Source organism: Pseudomonas sp. LBUM1646, from assembly GCF_059716165.1.
This window is the reverse complement of the sequence record NZ_CP166810.1, coordinates 2,571,266-2,587,798: the sequence shown is the minus strand read 5'-3', so window position 1 is coordinate 2,587,798 and position 16,533 is coordinate 2,571,266. Positions and strand designations below refer to the sequence as shown.

General features: G+C 61.5%; 18 protein-coding genes. All 18 read right to left on the bottom strand.

Annotated elements, in window-relative coordinates:
* Positions 1 to 945 precede the first annotated feature (945 nt).
* The gene (locus ACA071_RS11895) at positions 946 to 1,806 is read right to left on the bottom strand and encodes a CsgG/HfaB family protein (protein ID WP_497644492.1); all 861 of its coding nucleotides are present in this window, start codon (positions 1,804 to 1,806) and stop codon (positions 946 to 948) included.
* Positions 1,807 to 1,837: 31 nt separating this feature from the next.
* Positions 1,838 to 2,257 carry a curli assembly protein CsgF gene (locus tag ACA071_RS11890; RefSeq protein WP_497644490.1) on the bottom strand — a complete coding sequence of 140 codons (420 nt, stop codon included), beginning with the start codon at positions 2,255 to 2,257 and terminating at the stop codon, positions 1,838 to 1,840.
* The gene (csgE, locus tag ACA071_RS11885; RefSeq protein ID WP_497644489.1) at positions 2,254 to 2,643 is read right to left on the bottom strand and encodes a curli production assembly/transport protein CsgE; all 390 of its coding nucleotides are present in this window, start codon (positions 2,641 to 2,643) and stop codon (positions 2,254 to 2,256) included. Before csgE ends, ACA071_RS11890 begins: the two co-directional genes overlap by 4 nt.
* Positions 2,640 to 3,179 carry a type II secretion system protein gene (locus ACA071_RS11880; RefSeq protein WP_497644488.1) on the bottom strand — a complete coding sequence of 180 codons (540 nt, stop codon included), beginning with the start codon at positions 3,177 to 3,179 and terminating at the stop codon, positions 2,640 to 2,642. Before ACA071_RS11880 ends, csgE begins: the two co-directional genes overlap by 4 nt.
* Positions 3,154 to 3,528, bottom strand: coding sequence for a type II secretion system protein (locus tag ACA071_RS11875; protein ID WP_497644487.1), 375 nt, complete (start codon positions 3,526 to 3,528; stop codon positions 3,154 to 3,156). Before ACA071_RS11875 ends, ACA071_RS11880 begins: the two co-directional genes overlap by 26 nt.
* A 4-nt stretch (positions 3,529 to 3,532) precedes the next feature.
* A complete protein-coding gene (locus ACA071_RS11870; protein ID WP_497644486.1) occupies positions 3,533 to 4,006 on the bottom strand; it encodes a type II secretion system protein in 474 nt (157 codons plus the stop codon).
* A 2-nt stretch (positions 4,007 to 4,008) separates the two neighbouring features.
* Positions 4,009 to 5,841 carry a secretin GspD/PilQ domain-containing protein gene (locus tag ACA071_RS11865; protein ID WP_497644484.1) on the bottom strand — a complete coding sequence of 611 codons (1,833 nt, stop codon included), beginning with the start codon at positions 5,839 to 5,841 and terminating at the stop codon, positions 4,009 to 4,011.
* On the bottom strand, positions 5,838 to 6,344 hold the full coding sequence (locus ACA071_RS11860) for a hypothetical protein (protein WP_497644483.1): 507 nt from the start codon (positions 6,342 to 6,344) through the stop codon (positions 5,838 to 5,840). The genes ACA071_RS11865 and ACA071_RS11860 overlap by 4 nt, the downstream gene beginning before the upstream one ends.
* Positions 6,344 to 6,892 (bottom strand): GspMb/PilO family protein, encoded by a 549-nt coding sequence (locus ACA071_RS11855; protein WP_497644482.1) that lies wholly within the window; start codon positions 6,890 to 6,892, stop codon positions 6,344 to 6,346. The genes ACA071_RS11860 and ACA071_RS11855 overlap by 1 nt, the downstream gene beginning before the upstream one ends.
* A complete protein-coding gene (locus tag ACA071_RS11850; RefSeq protein WP_497644481.1) occupies positions 6,879 to 7,424 on the bottom strand; it encodes a pilus assembly protein in 546 nt (181 codons plus the stop codon). The genes ACA071_RS11855 and ACA071_RS11850 overlap by 14 nt, the downstream gene beginning before the upstream one ends.
* A 1-nt stretch (position 7,425) precedes the next feature.
* The gene (locus ACA071_RS11845; RefSeq protein ID WP_497644480.1) at positions 7,426 to 8,229 is read right to left on the bottom strand and encodes a hypothetical protein; all 804 of its coding nucleotides are present in this window, start codon (positions 8,227 to 8,229) and stop codon (positions 7,426 to 7,428) included.
* On the bottom strand, positions 8,210 to 9,916 hold the full coding sequence (locus ACA071_RS11840) for a GspE/PulE family protein (protein WP_497644479.1): 1,707 nt from the start codon (positions 9,914 to 9,916) through the stop codon (positions 8,210 to 8,212). Before ACA071_RS11840 ends, ACA071_RS11845 begins: the two co-directional genes overlap by 20 nt.
* A gap of 84 nt (positions 9,917 to 10,000) precedes the next feature.
* Positions 10,001 to 10,531, bottom strand: a complete 531-nt coding sequence (locus ACA071_RS11835; protein WP_497644478.1) for a response regulator — start codon at positions 10,529 to 10,531, stop codon at positions 10,001 to 10,003.
* Positions 10,532 to 10,751: 220 nt separating this feature from the next.
* Positions 10,752 to 11,699: a peptidylprolyl isomerase gene (locus tag ACA071_RS11830; RefSeq protein WP_497644477.1), complete on the bottom strand. Its 948-nt coding sequence runs from the start codon at positions 11,697 to 11,699 to the stop codon at positions 10,752 to 10,754.
* Between the two features lie 15 nt (positions 11,700 to 11,714).
* Positions 11,715 to 13,256, bottom strand: coding sequence for a cytochrome c/ABC transporter substrate-binding protein (locus tag ACA071_RS11825; RefSeq protein WP_497644475.1), 1,542 nt, complete (start codon positions 13,254 to 13,256; stop codon positions 11,715 to 11,717).
* Between the two features lie 9 nt (positions 13,257 to 13,265).
* Positions 13,266 to 13,886: an SCO family protein gene (locus ACA071_RS11820; RefSeq protein ID WP_497644474.1), complete on the bottom strand. Its 621-nt coding sequence runs from the start codon at positions 13,884 to 13,886 to the stop codon at positions 13,266 to 13,268.
* Positions 13,883 to 14,536 carry an SCO family protein gene (locus tag ACA071_RS11815; RefSeq protein WP_497644473.1) on the bottom strand — a complete coding sequence of 218 codons (654 nt, stop codon included), beginning with the start codon at positions 14,534 to 14,536 and terminating at the stop codon, positions 13,883 to 13,885. The genes ACA071_RS11820 and ACA071_RS11815 overlap by 4 nt, the downstream gene beginning before the upstream one ends.
* Positions 14,537 to 14,549: 13 nt before the next feature.
* Positions 14,550 to 16,502 carry a YncE family protein gene (locus tag ACA071_RS11810; protein ID WP_497644472.1) on the bottom strand — a complete coding sequence of 651 codons (1,953 nt, stop codon included), beginning with the start codon at positions 16,500 to 16,502 and terminating at the stop codon, positions 14,550 to 14,552.
* Positions 16,503 to 16,533: the final 31 nt, after the last annotated feature.

Genomic DNA, 16,533 nt, shown 5'->3' with positions numbered 1-16,533 from the left:
CGCGTTCCGCCTTTGTATGTGACGCAGAGCGTCACGGGATGCATTCCCACGCAGAGCGTGGGAACGATCGGGGGCAAAGCGCTGTAGGGTCGCGGTTTTTAAGGCGTGAACCACAATCCCGCAGGAGCAAGGCTTGCCCGCGAAAAACGATAACGCAGTGCCGGTGTAGATCCGCGAAAGACTGATCGACTGTCAGGCCGCCATCGCGGGCAAGCCTTGCTCCTACAGAAAACAGAGGCAGAACGGCATACACCCACCCGCTCCTAACCACTCATTAGGCCGAGCGTTCTGATCGTTCCCACGCAGAGCGTGGGAACGATCGGGGGCAAAGCGCTGTAGGGTCGCGGTTTTTAAGGCGTGAACCACAATCCCGCAGGAGCAAGGCTTGCCCGCGAAAAACGATAACGCAGTGCCGGTGTAGATCCGCGAAAGACTGATCGACTGTCAGGCCGCCATCGCGGGCAAGCCTTGCTCCTACAGAAAACAGAGGCAGAACGGCATACACCCACCCGCTCCTAACCACTCATTAGGCCGAGCGTTAGCTCGCCTGCTCTTGATCTTGCTTTGCCCGCCCCTTCGGGAGGCTGAGTGGAGGTGTTCATCTGGGGGGCAGGCGCGAAGCGCCGTTCGACGAAGTCGAACACATCGAGAGGAGGTCGAAGCGAAGCCGACCGGAGGCGATGCCCCCAGATGGACACCGGAACGAAGGCACGCCGAGCCTAAGCGAGGGGCCGGACGCCGGGGCGAGCCTTTTTGGGTACTTTTTTGGCGTTTGAAAAAAGTGCCTCGCCGTAAGGGCGAAACCCTAAGCCGCCGTTACCGCAGGAATGGACATGTACTCGGTCAGCAAGAGCATGGTCGGCTATTAGGCCGCCAAGGGCACGATCAAAAGATCGCAGCCTTAGGCCGCTCCTACAGGGGGCAAGAGCGAGGCCCGCCCCCGGTTTATTCACTCTCCGGATCAACCTTGTTCTGAGTCAGGTAGCGACCCAGCGTCTCATCCTGCGCGGGCGTGGAGTTATCCCCCGCCACCTGCCACATCTTGCGCTCAATCCCCTGAGCCAACAGATGCCCGACGGCGGCTTCGATCGCCGACAACACACACAACTGCGCCGGCTCATTGGTGGTGTACCCCACCTCAGCTTCGAGCAACTTCTTGAACTCAATAAACTTGAATACCCCGGCACTGCGCCCAACCGAATAAATCGTCTTGCTGGTCATGACATTGGCCAACACCTGCCCACTGCGCACATCCACTGCTCGCAGGTTCACCGAGACCTGGTCCACTCGGTACTCCCGAGAGATGTCGATCCCCAGATACCGCGCCCCTTCCCCGCCGCTGCGCACGTTGGTGTCATACGCGATGATCCCGCCTTCGAGCATCAAATTCGCCGCTTGCAACGGTGGAAGTTCGCCCTGGATATTCACCGGCGTATTCGCCTTCTTCTGCGACGCGCGGATGATTTTGCGTTCGGTCAGCAAGTTCTGCAGCCCTTCGCGTTCCAGCACCACGAACCAGCCACTGGCCTGCATCGCGTCCATCAACATGCTTGCCGCGCCCTGGGTCACGCTGGTGGAAAACGAGCTGGCCGGGGTCGGTTTGTATTGCCCGGTCTGGTCGCGGAAGCCGTATACCACCGCCATCAACCGGCCTTTTGGCCGCGGCATGTTCAGCAAGTCGTAGTAGGTCGACGCCCGTGGTGTGAGGGTCGGTGATTCGGTGTCCTGCTCGGCCGGCATCGTGTCGCGCAAACTGCAACCCTGTAATGCCGCCAACATCAGCCCTAGCACTATTATATTTTTCATGTCCTTCACTCCCCGGCAGCCCGAATCCCTATCAAGGGTTGAGGCCGTTCACTTGAATTTCCGAAACTTCACCGCTCGCTCGGTCGGTCACTTCAATGCTCAGTGCGCCGGAGTCGTCGATGACGTTGACGATAAAACTGTCGGTGGACAGGCTCCCCGTATTGCCCGTGGAGATGTTGTCCAGCAACTGCCCCAGCAACCGCGACTGCAATTGACTGGTGAAGCGTTCAAGGGCCGATGTGCCTGCCACCGCCGTGCGGTCTTTCAGGTCGGGGTCGTCATAGTCGTTTTGCGCCTGGGCGTTGTTGAGCAGCCAGGTGCCGTTCAACGGGTTGCCGCCGAACGACGGATTGACCGGTGTGTAGACCAGCTCGGTGGCGTGGACCAGGCCACAACTGCCCAACCCGAGGAGCCAAATGCCGGTGCGCTGTGAGAACGTTTTCTTGTTCATAATTCGTCCTTCTCCAGGTCGGTGGTGTCCTGCAACAACGTTTCCAGCTTGCGCTGGACGATTTGCCCGCGAACCCAGTCGGCGGCGTCGTACGCCTCGTCCTTGAGTTCTACGGTGTTCGGCGGCAGGAAGCGCCGGTAAACCAGGCGTTGCTGATATTCCACGGTCACCAGGCTGCCCCAGCGGGCCGAAGGTCGTTCGCGCACCACCAGGTTGAAATCCATCGGGCTGGTGGCGCGCAGGCGTTCACTGAACGAGTAATAAAAGTCGTGGCCGATGTGCGAGATCGTGTCGTCGACGATGAAACCCATCATTTCGTCTTCCTCGCCGGCCGAGGCCAAAGGGGTCATCAACATCAGCAGCAGCGCCAGGCAATATCTGTTCATGGCGTCAGCGCCTGAGGTATCGAAGACTGGGATTTTGGCGGACCGGAGGTGCCATCCAAAAACGCTTTCTCGGCCACGAACTGCCAGTCCTTGTAGCTGGCCATGCCAACGAAATCCGACCATTGGCTGGGGAAATTCGTCTGTTTCAGCGGTGTATCGGTAGACGGGCAGTAGAGGCCGGTGATGCGCCCGTCGAAACCGCGCATCAGTGTCCATTCACCACCGCCAATCGGGTCCGGGTAGAGCTGGCGCAGATGATGTTTGGGCGAGGGAAAACGCTCGTCCTGCAACAGATCCGCCAGGTCTTTCGGGTACTGCGCCAACCCCGGCGAACTGCGGTAATAGCTGCGCAGCGCCTGGGCGTATTGCGTGCCGACCCACAGCAACTGGCGTTCGCGATCACGCCGCGAGGCGGTGGACCACAACTCCCCGGCGCTGGCCAGGCCCATGCCCATCAGCACGATCAAAAACAGCACGCCCAGGTAAGTGAACCCACCCTGGCTGGCGGGCCTACCACTCGGAATAAAGGCTGCCATCACGCGCCCTCCCGGTAGCACCGCTTTTGATATCGGCCACCGCGCCCGACACGCCGTCCGGCGGCGCCACCAGCACCCAAAGGTCTTTGCGTTCGGCGATCGGGTCCGTTGGCGGGTTACGCAAATAACGCTGCTCAACTAATTGCTCGATGGAGTCGGGATAGCGCCCGGTGTCGCCGTAGTAGTGATCGAGCGCCTCGCGCATCGCCGACAGGCTTTGGCGCAGCGTGGTCTCTTTCGAGACTTCCAGGCTGGTGAAGTAGCGTGGCAAGGCAATGGTCATCAGGGTTGCGATGATTGCCATGACCACCATCAATTCCAGCAGGGTAAAACCTTTTTCCCGGCGCATAGTTTCACCACTCGCGGTAGGCAATGCCGTTGAGGCCTTTGCCCCGGGCTTTGGAGTAGACGTCAAACACGTCTTCGCCTTCCCGTGGGTTTTGAGCCGTACTGTCGTAGGAGCGCAGACCCCAGCCACCTTCATCGTTACGCTTGACTGTCATCAGCGGGTCATGGGGCACCCGGCGCAAAAAGTAGAACTTGGCGCCCTTGGCACTGCGCACATCGCGCACACCGTCCACCAGCACTTGCAGATTCGGCGGGTAGCCGCTGCTGTTCAGCGACTTCTCGATATAACCGGCGTCGAAGGCGCGCTTGTAGGCGTCGATGGCGTCTCGAATCTGGTACAGCGCCGCGCGCATGTCCTGCTCCTTGCCCCGGCGCACCACGGTTTCGGTCAGGGGCGCGGCCATGCCGGCCAACAGACCGATCAGGGCCAGCGTCACCACGACTTCAATCAAGGTAAAACCGCGTTGGGAGGCGTTCATGATCACTGCTTCTCGGCGACAACGTTGGCGGACGAGGCAACCGGTGTGGCCATGACTTCGGTGTGAATCGCCGTGTCCATGCCACGGTCGGGCGCCTGGATGTGCATGCTGGTTTCGGTGCCAGTCTGGAATTCCATGTCCGACGGGCTCTGGTACGGCAGGTTGCGCACGATCCGTGGGGTGATCGACAGCACCAGTTCCGACTTGCCGACGGTGTCCTTGTTGCTGCCGAACAAGCGGCCCAACCCAGGAATGTCGCCAAGGCCTGGAATCTTGTTGCCGGTAGCGCCATGGTCGTTGCGCATCAGGCCGGCAAGGATCTGCGTTTCACCATCGTGCAAACGCAAGGTAGTCTGGGCGTTGCGGGTATCGACCTGGACCGGAATCGTGCCCTGGCGGGTCGGTTCCAGCGGCGTGGCGTTACTCACTTCCAACGCAATCTTGATCGCCACTTCGTTGTTCAAGTGCACGATCGGCTGCACTTCCAGCTTCAGACCGACGTCGAGGTAAGTGACGCTTTCGGTAATCACCGGGCCTTGCGTGGACGGCACGGAGGTGGCGCTGATGATCGGCACACGCTGCCCAATGTGGATGCGCGCCTGTTCGCGATTGCTCACGCGGATCACCGGGCTGGCCAGGGTGTTGATGTCGTTGTCCTGGGCGTTGATCTTGGCTTGCGGCGACGGCGAAATGGAGATCCGGCTGGAGTTGATACCTTTCAGTTGATCAAGAAGGGTCACCGCCGAACCGTCGCTGTTGACCACGCCGAAGGTGTTCGGCCATTGCAGGCCCAGGTCGAGAATCCGCTGGGTGGCGACTTCCATCACCTCCACTTCCAGAATCACTTCGGGGTCGGACTGGTCTTGCGACTGCAAGAGTTTTTCCGCCATGCGCACCGCGTCTTCGGTGTCACGCATGGTCAGGGTGTTGAGGCGCTCATCGACGAACACGTCGCGGGTCTTGAGCATGGTTTTGATCATGTTCAGCGCAGTGTTGGCATCGACGCTGGTCAGGTAGAAGGTGCGCATCACCAATTCCTGGTAGTCCTTGACCTTCTGCGGCGAGTCCGGGTAGATCAGCAAGGTGTTTTCGTTGACGATTTTCTGATGCAACTGGTTCTGTTGCAGCAGCAGTTCCACGGCGTCTTCGATGCGCACGTCACGCACGAAGATCGTGGCTTTCATGTCCGGGCGCAGGTCCTTGTCGAAGATGAAATTCAGCCCGGCAACCTGGGACAGCACTTCGAAAATGGTTTTCAGGTTGGCGTCGCGAAATTCCAGGGTCACCGGCCGATCCAGACGTGTACGCAGTTGTGGATACGGAATCACGTTGCGGCTCTGGACCAGGCGGATATTGCCTTGCAGTTCCAGGGCGCCGTCATTTTTCGGGTCGAGTTCGAGGATCTGTTTGACCTGGCGATCAGCGCCGTAGATATCACCGCGGCGCAGGTCACCCCGGGCCAGTTCGAGTTTGTCATCCTGGCTGCGCAGGTAATCGAGTTGGCGCAGCGAATCCTGGGCCCGGCGGTTGCTCGGTTCGATGGTCAGCACCCGACCGTAGGCCAGCCGAGCGGAAGGAAAGTCCCGGCGTGCGCGGTCGGTGTCGCCTGCGGTCAGCAGCGCAGTAATCGCTTTGGCCCGACCGGTGTTCAGCAGCAGGTGCAATTCCGTGTCCCGAGGGTCTTCCCGCAGGCCTTCCTGGATGCGTGCCAATCCGGCTTCGTACTGACCTTGTTCGATCAGGTCGGACGCTTCTTTGTTGGCGACTTGCGCCGAACTGCACGCGGCCAGCGCTGTGGTCAGACACAGGCTCATCAGTAAACGGGATCTGTTCATTGCGTGCTCCCCACAGACAAAGTCTGGGCCAAATGCAGAGGCAGGTAGACCAGGCTCAATTCCACATCGGAAATGCCCTCGATCCGCCAGGTTTCGTCGATCACATCCCCTTTGCGCACGACGTATATTTTTTCGCCGCTCTGCAAAAACACTTGCAGGTCGGAACGGTCATGGAGCTTGCCGACGAACTGAAAAGGCATCGGCGGTGCGCTGGGGATTTGCACCACCGGGGTCAGGCTGACGGGTTGTTCAGTGACGCTGGCAAGGGTTGGCGCAGCCTTCCAACTGCGGGCGGCGAACAGGTCTCCCGCCGGGTTCAAGTCCTTGATCGACGCCGCTTTGACGCTGGTCAGCGCGGCCGAGGTTTTGCTTTTGGCGGGTTTGGCCACGGTGGCGACGCTGATCTCGCCGTCCTCCGGTTGCTGGAGGTACCCGGGCAACCAGGCCAGCGCCGCCGCCACGCCGAAGAACGCCACCCAACCTGCTACGCGCTTGGTATTCATCACGACCTCGACAGGTAAAGGGTCATGCGGATCCGCCCGGTCAGGTCGGTGTCGGCGATCTTCTTGCGCTGGAACTCCACGTCCTCCACCACCACCGCCGGCAACTGGCCGAGCAAGGCGTGCAGGAAGCGCCGCAGTTGCGGATAACTGCCGCGTACCGGCAGCAGAATCTGATAGCGGGCCAGATGGGTCTTGGGGTCGATACCCAGGGAATATTCACCCCGGGCCAGGGTGATGTGCTCTTGCGCGGCCAAGGCGTAGATCTTGTCGATGGCCACAGTGGCTTGAGGCTGAGACGGCAGTTTGCTGCGGAAGTCGTCGAGCTGACGTTGCGGCACCACCGGTGGCGCGACGCTGCCGTCTTCAACCTTGGCCAGGTACTCGCCGGCTTCGCGGGTTTGCTGGCTGAGGGTTTGTAGTGACTGCCAGTCCGGCAACAAACCGGCGAGGGTAAACACCAGTGCCAGCGCCACCATCGCTATCCCGGCCAGGCCAGGAATGCCCAGGCCTTGCAGGTATTCGTGCACGATCAATCTAGGGATTTGCATCGCCAATCTCCCAAGTCGCCGACAGGTTGAATTGAACCGGGTGTTCCGGCACGTTGGCGACGATTTCATGGCTGAGCAGGGACACGTCCGACAGCTCGTCGCTGGCTTCCAGACGCTGGTGAAACTCGAGCATGGTTTCCAGATCCCGCGCCTCGGCGCTGATCCGCACCTGGCCTTTACGCGCATCCGGGGTCAGGGTCAGCAAGGCAATGTCATCCCGGGGCATGGCTTCGAGCATGGCGAACAAGCGTTCCCATGGCCGACGCAGTTGCTGGGAAACCTTGCGCATTTCGGCGAGGTTTTGCGCTTGCTCGCGGGTCTCGGCCGGGGTCAGGCCGACTTTGCCGCCGGTGTCGCCGGTGAGTTCCCGTTGGGCGTGTTGCAAGTGACCTTGTTGTTGCGAAGATTGCTGGTCGAGGTGCTGTTGGGCGAAGAAGCACGCCAGGGTCAGCGCCACGCCGGCAGTCAACAGGCTCCAGCCCAAGGGACCGGAGCGGCGACGCGGCTGGAAGTCGAGGGTCAGGGCGCGCATGTCAGGCCACCGCCCGGGACATCACGTACAGACAATCCCGTACGCTAGTCCGGTCCTCTTCGAGGGTTCTCAGGTGCACGCCAGGTACATCGGGTTGCGAGTCGAGACGTGCCGGGGCATGCAGGTAGACATTCAACGGCCGTTCGCTGGTGGACGCCTGCAACTGGTTTTCCCGGCCAATCAGCGCGGTAAGTGCCGCATCGCTGTCGCTGCTGCCCACCGAACGCACCGAGGTCCAGCGCCCTTCTCGGGCCAGCAGCAACACACTGCGCACCGGTTCGGCGACCACGAACAGGAAGTCCCCGGCGTCGAAGCTTTTATCGAAGTGGTTGAACGCCGCCATCAGGTACGGCTGCACCGAACACAGGCGCAAGCCGCGAGCGCTGACCAGGCTGCGCAGGCGTTCCAGCAAGTCCTGGGGCAAGGCCGCAGCGATGCGGTCGTAGCCCGTCGGTTCCGCTGACAGCACCAGGTTCCAGGGTTGGCTCGGCACGCCGTAGAGGTCTTCAAAGCACAGTTGGGCGAAGCCGAGCAATTCGTCGGGGCTGCTGATCTGGTCGCTCCAGGGCACCAGGCAAACGCGGCTGAAGTGTCCGGAAATCACCACGCTCAATTCAGCACCAGCGCGGGCATGTTCGCCGAGCAAACGGTCGAGGGTTTCCAGCGCAACGGCCCAGGCGTGGAAGCCTTCGTCGATAAAACCGACGCTGCCCAGCCAACGGGTGTCGCTGCCCTGGCGCTGACCGAGGCCGACGCCGCTGGCGCCGAGCACGGCCACATAACGATCACGAGACAAAAGTGACACGATTGATCTCCTCGAGCGTAGTACGCCCCGCTTGCACCAGTTCCAGCGCCGACTCGCGCAACAGGCGCAAGCCACGTTTGCAGGCGTGGGCCTTGATTTTCGAAATGGGTTGGCGCTCGACGATCATTTGCCGCAGTTCGTCGTCGAGGTGCAGCAGCTCGGCAATCGCCGTACGCCCGCGGTAACCGGTGCCCCGGCAATGGCCACAGCCCTTGCCATGCACGAACTGGTAATGACCGACCTGTTGCGGATCGAGCCCGGAGGCTTGCAGTTCATCGTCAGTCGGATAGCTCGGCGCGCTGCAACTGGCGCACACCAGCCGAATCAGCCGCTGGGCCAGCACCGCGTTGAGCGCCGAGACCAGGCTGTAAGGGTCGATTTCCATTTGGGTGAAACGGCCAATCACGTCGAACACGTTGTTGGCGTGAATGGTGGTGAATACCAGGTGCCCGGTGAGCGCCGATTGCACGGCTATTTGCGCGGTGTCGGGGTCACGGATTTCACCGACCATGATCTTGTCCGGGTCATGGCGCAGGATCGAGCGCAAGCCCCGGGCGAAGGTCAGGCCTTTCTTCTCGTTGACGGGAATTTGCAGGACGCCCGGCAGTTGATATTCCACCGGGTCTTCGATGGTGATGATCTTGTCCACGCCGTGATTGATCTCGGTGATCATCGCGTAGAGCGTGGTGGTCTTGCCGCTGCCGGTCGGGCCGGTCACCAGCACCATGCCGTAGGGTTCAGCGGCCAGGCGCCGCAGCTGCTTCAGGGTTTCCTCTTCAAAACCGAGGGCCTGCAATTGCACACCGCTGACTTTGTCCGCCAGGTCTTGTTTGTCCAGCACCCGCAGCACCGCGTCTTCACCGAAAATGCTCGGCATGATCGATACCCGGAAGTCGATCTGCCGGCCTTTGATACCGATTTTGAAGCGACCGTCCTGGGGCACGCGTTTTTCGCCGATGTCCAGTTCGGCCATGACCTTGACCCGGGAAATCACCTGCTCAGCGAACTCGCTGCCCTGGATCTTGCTGATGTTGTTCAGCACACCATCAATGCGGTACTTGATCACCAGGCCGCTGCCGGTGGTGCCCAAGTGGATGTCGCTGGCGTGCATTTTCAGCGCGTCGTAAAGGGTCGAGTTGACCAGTTTGACGACGACGCTGGCGTCTTCGCTGATGCTGGTCAGGGACAGGCTTTGCAGGTTGTCGATCTCGACATTCGCATCGGCCTGGGCGTTGAGCGATTCCACCGCGTGGAAGCTTTCTTCGTGGCGGGCCAGGTAGGCTTTCAGGTCGTCGGCATGCACCAGGTAAAGCGGCGCGCCATGCAGGCAATCGTCGATCCAGGCCAACCGGGCCGTGTCGAACGGGTCGGCAAACACGCCGATGACCGCGTCGTCATGGCGCAGCAGGATGAATTCGCGCTTGAGGCATTGGGCCAGGGTGACCCGGTCAAACACTGGGGTGGCTTGGAACAGCGTGTCGGTATCGAGCACCGGGTAATGCAGGGTTGCGCCGAGGCAGTGGATAAACGGCATGGGGGCCAGTTCACACAACACCCCGAGGGCGTCCAGTACCCGTTCGCCGGTACTGGCGGCCCGGGACCGCGCCTGGACCAATTGCTCACTGGAAAAGCATGACGGTACTGAGTCCAACGGTGCCGGTTCGACGGCAAGTGATAGACGTTCCATGGCTTGCTCTCCAACGCCGGGGGCTTAGAGCCCTGTCGGCGCGGCAGGCCATTGCGGCGGGAGCCGGAACGTCGTGTCGCGCCACTACTCCCCGGTGAGCAATTGTTCGTCGTCCGGTGCCCTGGAGGCCGATGTTCGTCGGCGATCCGCCAGCACCCAACTACCGTCGTACAACTGCAGCGGGAAACTCTCGATCCTGCTCTGGCGCCGTTCGACATAACCTTCGGAGGTGCTCACGCCCGTTTTGGCTTCGCGCTCCATCCCCAGAAGGTCGCAGACTGCACGGGCCAATTCCGCCAATGGAAAGGGTTTGAACAGGATATGGCTGACACCTAGCTGTCGGGCCCGCTCACAGACTTCAGCGGTTGGGTGCCCGGTAATCAGCACAAAATGACAATTCCTGTTCTGGCGGACGGCATCGAGCACCTGAAAGCCTTCCATATCCGGCAAGCGGTAATCGAACACCATCACATCGGGTGCAAAACGTTCGGCTTCGCCGATTGCTCTGGCACCGTCGTGAGCTATCCGGACTTCCAGCGCTTGCGCCTGAAGGTAATCCTTGAGGTTTTCCGCAAGAAGCTGTTCGTCTTCGACAACCAGTACTTTGTTTAACAAGGTCGACTCCTTGAAACCGCAGGTCCGAGTACCGAGCCTGGTGGAGTGTGCCTTACAAGGGCTAACGCACACTTCATGCCAGGCCGAGCGCCGGTATTATTATCTCTTCATGTCCTTGAATTTGAAGACAATGCCATATCGTCCAGAATCCCCTCCCCCCAAAGGCGGGGAAGCGCATGGATTGGCATTGAAGCTTTTCCCCATTATTGGGGGGGAAGGTTCAATCATCGTCAATCCGCTCGATTCGATTGCTGGATCGAAGTTGCGCCAAAACGTCTCGACGAGCCTGGGCCTTTTGCTGTCGGGCAAGGTATACCCGAACCGTTGCAAGCCCCTGCTCCTCTGTGACATCTGCCGCCTCCTGATGGTTCTGTAAGTAGATCAAATGCCAGCCGACCGATGTACGCACCGGTTCACTGACTTGCCCCGGTTTCAGGGCGAACGCCACCGCTTCGAACTCAGGCATCATGCGCCCGCGCGAGAAATAGCCCAAGTCCCCGCCCACACTGGCCGAAACGTCTTCGGAACCGCTGCGGGCGACGCTGGCGAAATCCGCGCCCCGGGTGATTTGCACCCGCATCTCCTCTAAGCGTAGTCGCGCGGCCTCGACTGTGGAGGTATCGGCGTTTTGCGGGACTTTGACCAGGATGTGCCGCGCCTGGATTTCTTCGGGGCGGCTCATCTCGGCGCGATGCTCCGTAAAAAAAGCCAAGACCTGTTTTTCGTCCGGTTCGGGCACTTTGATCAGGTCGGCGAACACCTGCTGCGCCGCCAGCTCCCGGCGGGTGTATTCGGTGAAACTGGCCTCATCAAAACCGGCATCTTGCAGCCTGCGGGCAAACACCTCGGCACCGCCCATGGCCTGGCGGGTCTGATCAACCTGGCTTTGCACCGCGGTGTCACTGACCTGCACCCCGCGCTTGAGCGCTTCCTGCCACAGCAACTCTTTGTCGATCAACGCATCGAGGGCAGCCTGACGCAATTGTTTATAAGCCTTGGGATTGCGAATGCTGCCCACCGCCCGACCCTGGTCTTCCAGGTATTCGGCGAAATAGCGCTCCAGGCGAAACTCGGAAATCTCTTCACCATTGACCCGCGCGGCGGCCGGCCCGTTATTGCTGAAGGCCACGGGCACCCACAGCATCAGCAGCAACAGTAGCGTCTTCATGATCGAAGCCTCCGTTCAGGGTGTGGCGGCAATGGGTTTGTAGGGGGCAACCAGATAGAAGCGCTGGTCGGGAAGGTCCACGGTGACGATATGCGCGCCGCTCAGGCCCAGGCGCCGACCGGGACCGAAGCTGATCAGCGGGGTCAGCCCGGTTTGGAAGTCGTGCAGGCCTTCGAGGGCGCTGATGAGTTTTTCACGACTGGCATCGCGCCCGGCTTGCTTCATGCCTTCGCTGAACAACAGCATCGAACTGAACGCGCCCACTTGCAGGACCGCGTGTTCTCCGCCGAGGCCTTGATGTTCGCGCAACAACGTCAGGGCCTTGCGCCCGGACTGAGTCCAGTCGCTGGGCACGAACGGATAAGCAAGGAACACCCGCCGGGAAAACTCGTTGGGCACCTGCAGCAAATCCCCCGCCACCTGGTTTGACGCGGCGAACAGGTAAGGCAACTGCCCCGCCGCTTGCAAGCGCTCGGCCAGACGGCTGAAGCCGCCGCCGGTGCCCAGGTAAAACACCGAACGCGAGCCTAACGGCAACTCGTCCTGGGCCGAGTTGTAGGCTTGTAATCGCACATCCTGCCAGGCGTGATCCTGCAAATATTGTCCGAGGTTCTGCGCTGCCGACCGTTGGCCGGGGTCATCCGGGTAGGTAATCAGCGTCGGTCCCTGGAGCACTCGCAAACTGTCAGTGGCGTAATCCGCCAGGGCGATCAGTTGCTCGCGCAAGCCTGGCAGTGGTTCGAAAATCTGCTGACTGGCCTGGGCCGTGCCGAACAGCGACAGCGGGCCGATCAGCGGCACCCCGGCCCGCTCCAGCCGCGCCGCCAGTTCGGTGTCCAGCGTCGGGACCAATGGCGCGATCAGGGCGAACACTTGCTCTTGGTCGATCAACCGGTCCAGGGCCTGTTCGGCACTGGCGCGGTCCGGGCCGGGATCAAGGATCGTCAGGCGCAGAGAACGGCCGTGAATCCCGCCCGCCTCGTTGATCCGCGCCACGCTGCCCTTGAGCACCGCCGCCACCGTCGCGCCCTCCTCGCTCAACGGTCCTTGACTCGGCAGCAAGGTGCCCAGATGCACACTGTCGACGCCCAGCCCCGGATCGCGATCATCGGCCAGGCGCTTGAGGTAGGCGCTGAGGTTGCGCTGATCATTCATCGACAGCACAAATCGTGGCATGGCCGGGTCGAGTCGATTGTTGCCGGGGTCGCGCCCTTCCTGAATCGCCCGGGCCAGCGTGCCCTCGGTGTAGGCCGGGTAATCACGGCCGTTGATCTGCTGCTGGCCATAGGTGCTGCTGAGCCGCGACCAATTCAGGTCCGGCGGTCGCACGCCGCCTTCCGCTCGGCCCTGGCCGTCGGCACCGTGGCAGTTGGCACACGGCAGGCTGCTGGCCGGCAGCAGAATGCCCGCCGCGCCAACCCGCGCCATGACCGGCTCGCCGCTGCCCGACAGCCCTTCGCGGTACAGTCGCTTGCCCGCACTTTCGCTGGAGGTCAACGGCAAAGCGCTGGCGCTCAGGCTCATGCTGGCGAGAAGGAACAGCAGGGCAGTTTTCATGGCGCGGACTCAGCGACCGACCACGGGCATTGTCAGCAACTGCAAGCGCTGGGCAATGGCGGCGGCCGGGGCATCGGGGCGGATCTTGCTCCAGCGTTTGTTGGCGACGTCACCTACGATCAGTTGCGTGGAATGCTGCTCGGGGGTCGGCACGATCTGGCCGATGCGGCTCAACACCAGGTCCATTTGCGCCTTGTCACCGGTTAAAAAAAGCCAGTGGGGGCCATCTACGCCCTGCTTCAAGGTGTAAGCCTTGAGTACCGCCGGGGTGTCCCGCAGCGGATCACTGGTAAGGGAAATGAAGGTGATGCCGTCGGCCTTGTCGCCCAGTACTTCGCGGACTTCCTTGAGCTTGCGGGTGATCAGCGGGCAGGCATCGTTGCAGCTGGTGAAAATCACGTTGAGCAGCACCACGCGGTTTTGCAGGGCATCGCTGTAGAAACGCAGGGTGTTGCCGTTCTGGTCCTGCAACGGCGTGTCGGTGAACCAGGTCTTGGCATCGCGGGTGCCGGTTGCCGGTACGGCGGCGGCCACTATCGGCGTCGGTTCTTCATGCCGTTCGTGGGAAAACGCCAGAAAGCTGATCACGCAAAAGCACATCGTCAGGAAAATCAAAATAAGGGCTTTCATGGCTGAGTCTCCATGGCAATCGCGGTGTGTTTGGCGTGGGCATTGCGCTGGCCGCTGAGTTTTTCCACTTCACGGGTCAGCACGGTCGGGTCGGTGAAGCCGTAATAGCGGGTCCAGTGGCGGCTGTTGCCGTCGCCGACCATGATCAGCGGCGCATGATTCTTGAAGTCGCCACTGAAAGTGCCGAGGCCCTTGAGGGTTTCGTTCACTGACTGCGTAGAACCGGTAAGCCAGCTCCAGCCCGGACCGTTCTGGAAGGTGCGGGCGTAATCGTTCAGGCGTTTGGGGTCATCGCGTTGGGGGTCGATGCTGATCGACACCAGTTGCACCTCTTTGCCGACCCGGGCGCCGAGTTGTTTTTGCACCTTGCCCATGATCGAGGACACCACTGGGCACACCGTGGTGCAACTGGTGTAGATGAAGCTCATGACCACGATCTTGTTGGTCACCAGGTCCTTTTCCAGGCGCACCGGTTTGCCGTTCTGGTCCACCAGCGCGACGTCGGCGAATTTCACCTGGGCGCTCTCCTGGGTCTTGGCTGGGGCCGTGTTGTGCCCGGCGTGTTCATCCGCCGAGTGCGCCAGGGCCTGGCCAATGCCAGCGGCCAACAGGCAGAACGTCAACAGGCCACGGTTTGCGAATTGGTTCATGTCGATTTCCTCTTCAGTGAACATCGCCGGGCAATACCCGAACGCTGGCAAAGGTCTTGTCATCGAAACTCGCGCCCAGGGACGCCGCGCGCACATGCAGGTACCAGGCGCCGCTCTGGTCGAGGGTCACCGGCGCTTCATAAATACCGTCGCCGACGTCCAGTGCCGCCACCGTTTGAGCCCGGGACGTCGGCGCGCGAAAGTAGCGCACCTGCACGTCCTTGACCTCGCCGCGCTGGGCGTTTTGTTTGCCCTGGACGATGCGAAAGCGCACGACATACGGGCTGCCGAGCGCGGCTGTGGACTGGTCGAGCATGAATTCCACTTTCGGCACGCCGGGGTGTTGAGCGAGGGTTTTGTCCGGCTCCACCAACGCGGTGAAGCAATGAATGATGTTCGGTTGGTTGAGCAGGAACGCCACATCAAAACGCCCGGCCGCTGGCAGCTTGATCCGCGCGCTGTAAAGCCCTGGCTCGACCTCGCGCAAACTGCGGTCAATGACCATCGCCGCCCGCGCCACTTGCCCGCGATTGGGGTAGCCGGACATCGGCGCGTTCATGCCTTCGGCGTAGAAGTAGGTGGTGTTGTCCACCGGGTTGACTACGAACACTGCGTTGTCGTCACGGGACACCGCCAGGCTTGATGCCAGTGGCAAATCACCGGCCAGCCGCGGTGCCTGTGGCCCGGCTTCGAAGCCCTGGCTGATCGGCGTGCGGCCTTCGCCGAGGGACGCGAGGTTGATCATCGTTACTTTCGCCGAAGCGAGTCCGCGCACGTAGGCGTAGGCCTTGGTGAACACCACTTGATAGGGCTCGGCGGAGACATCGATTTTGTGGATCAGCGAGTTGGTGGCGGCGTCGATGATTTCCGCGCGGTTCTCCAGGGTGTTGAGCACCACGCCGAAACGGCCGTCGGCACTGAAACCCATCGGGCCCAGGCCCTGGCTCAATTTGATCACCCGCCGTACCGCCAGGCTGGCGGTATCGACCACGGTCACCGTGCCGTCCTGGCCGTCAGCGACATACACCGCCCCGGACAGCGGCGAGTACGCCACCGACAACGGGTGCGCGCCGGTCTTGAGTTGTTGGCTGATGGTCAGATTGCTGATGTCGATGATGCTCAGGGTGCCATCGTCGCGGTTGGTGACAAAGGCGTAGCGACTGTCCTTGCTGAAGGCGATTTCGTGGTGGCCGCGGCCGGTCGCGATGTGTTTGAGGGGTTTCAGGCTGCGGCTGTCGATCACCGTGACCCCGGACTGCTCGGCGGTTTGCGCATTGTTGCCGACCCACAGCAGACGTTCGTCCGGTTGCAGCGCCACACGTACCGGGTTGTTGCCAGCGGCGACTGAGTCGAGCAGCTTGAATTGTTCGCTGTCGAGCACCGCCACTTCCCCGGCAGTCGGCATCGAGATGAAGACGCGTTTGTTGTCTTTGGTCGTGACCCAATCCATCGGCGGTTGCTTGAGTTCGATCCGTGCCATGGTGCTGGTAATCCCGCCGACCGACACCGAAGGGTCGACCACCGAGACGCTGGCATCGCGGCTCATCACCAGCAGAAAGTAGCTGTTCAAATCGAGCAGGGGGCGCGCGCCGATACTGGATTTGAGAAACACCCCGACCCGGGACTTGCAGCTCTTTTCCCGGCCCTGGGCCTGATCGGCGGCGAGGGTTTCCGGGTCAAGCCAGGCACCGGGGTTCACCCCCGCCAGCGGCTGCCCCGAGTTGCTGTCGCTGACCCGGAACTGCACGTCGGCAAAACCGCCTTCGCGCAACACACCGTCCTCGGCCAGTGGCTGCACCTTGAAGTCCACCACCACCCCGTCACGGGCCAGTGACTGGCCGCTCCAGGTATCCGGCAGCGCGACCTCGCTGAGCAGCGTCGGCGGCGCCGTGCGCGAGATGCCCAGCCAGACCAGCGCCAGCCCGACAACCAACGCACACCCGGCGATTCTTATTGTCCTGTTCATAACGCCTCTCCCCTTCAGATCGTTGTCGCCA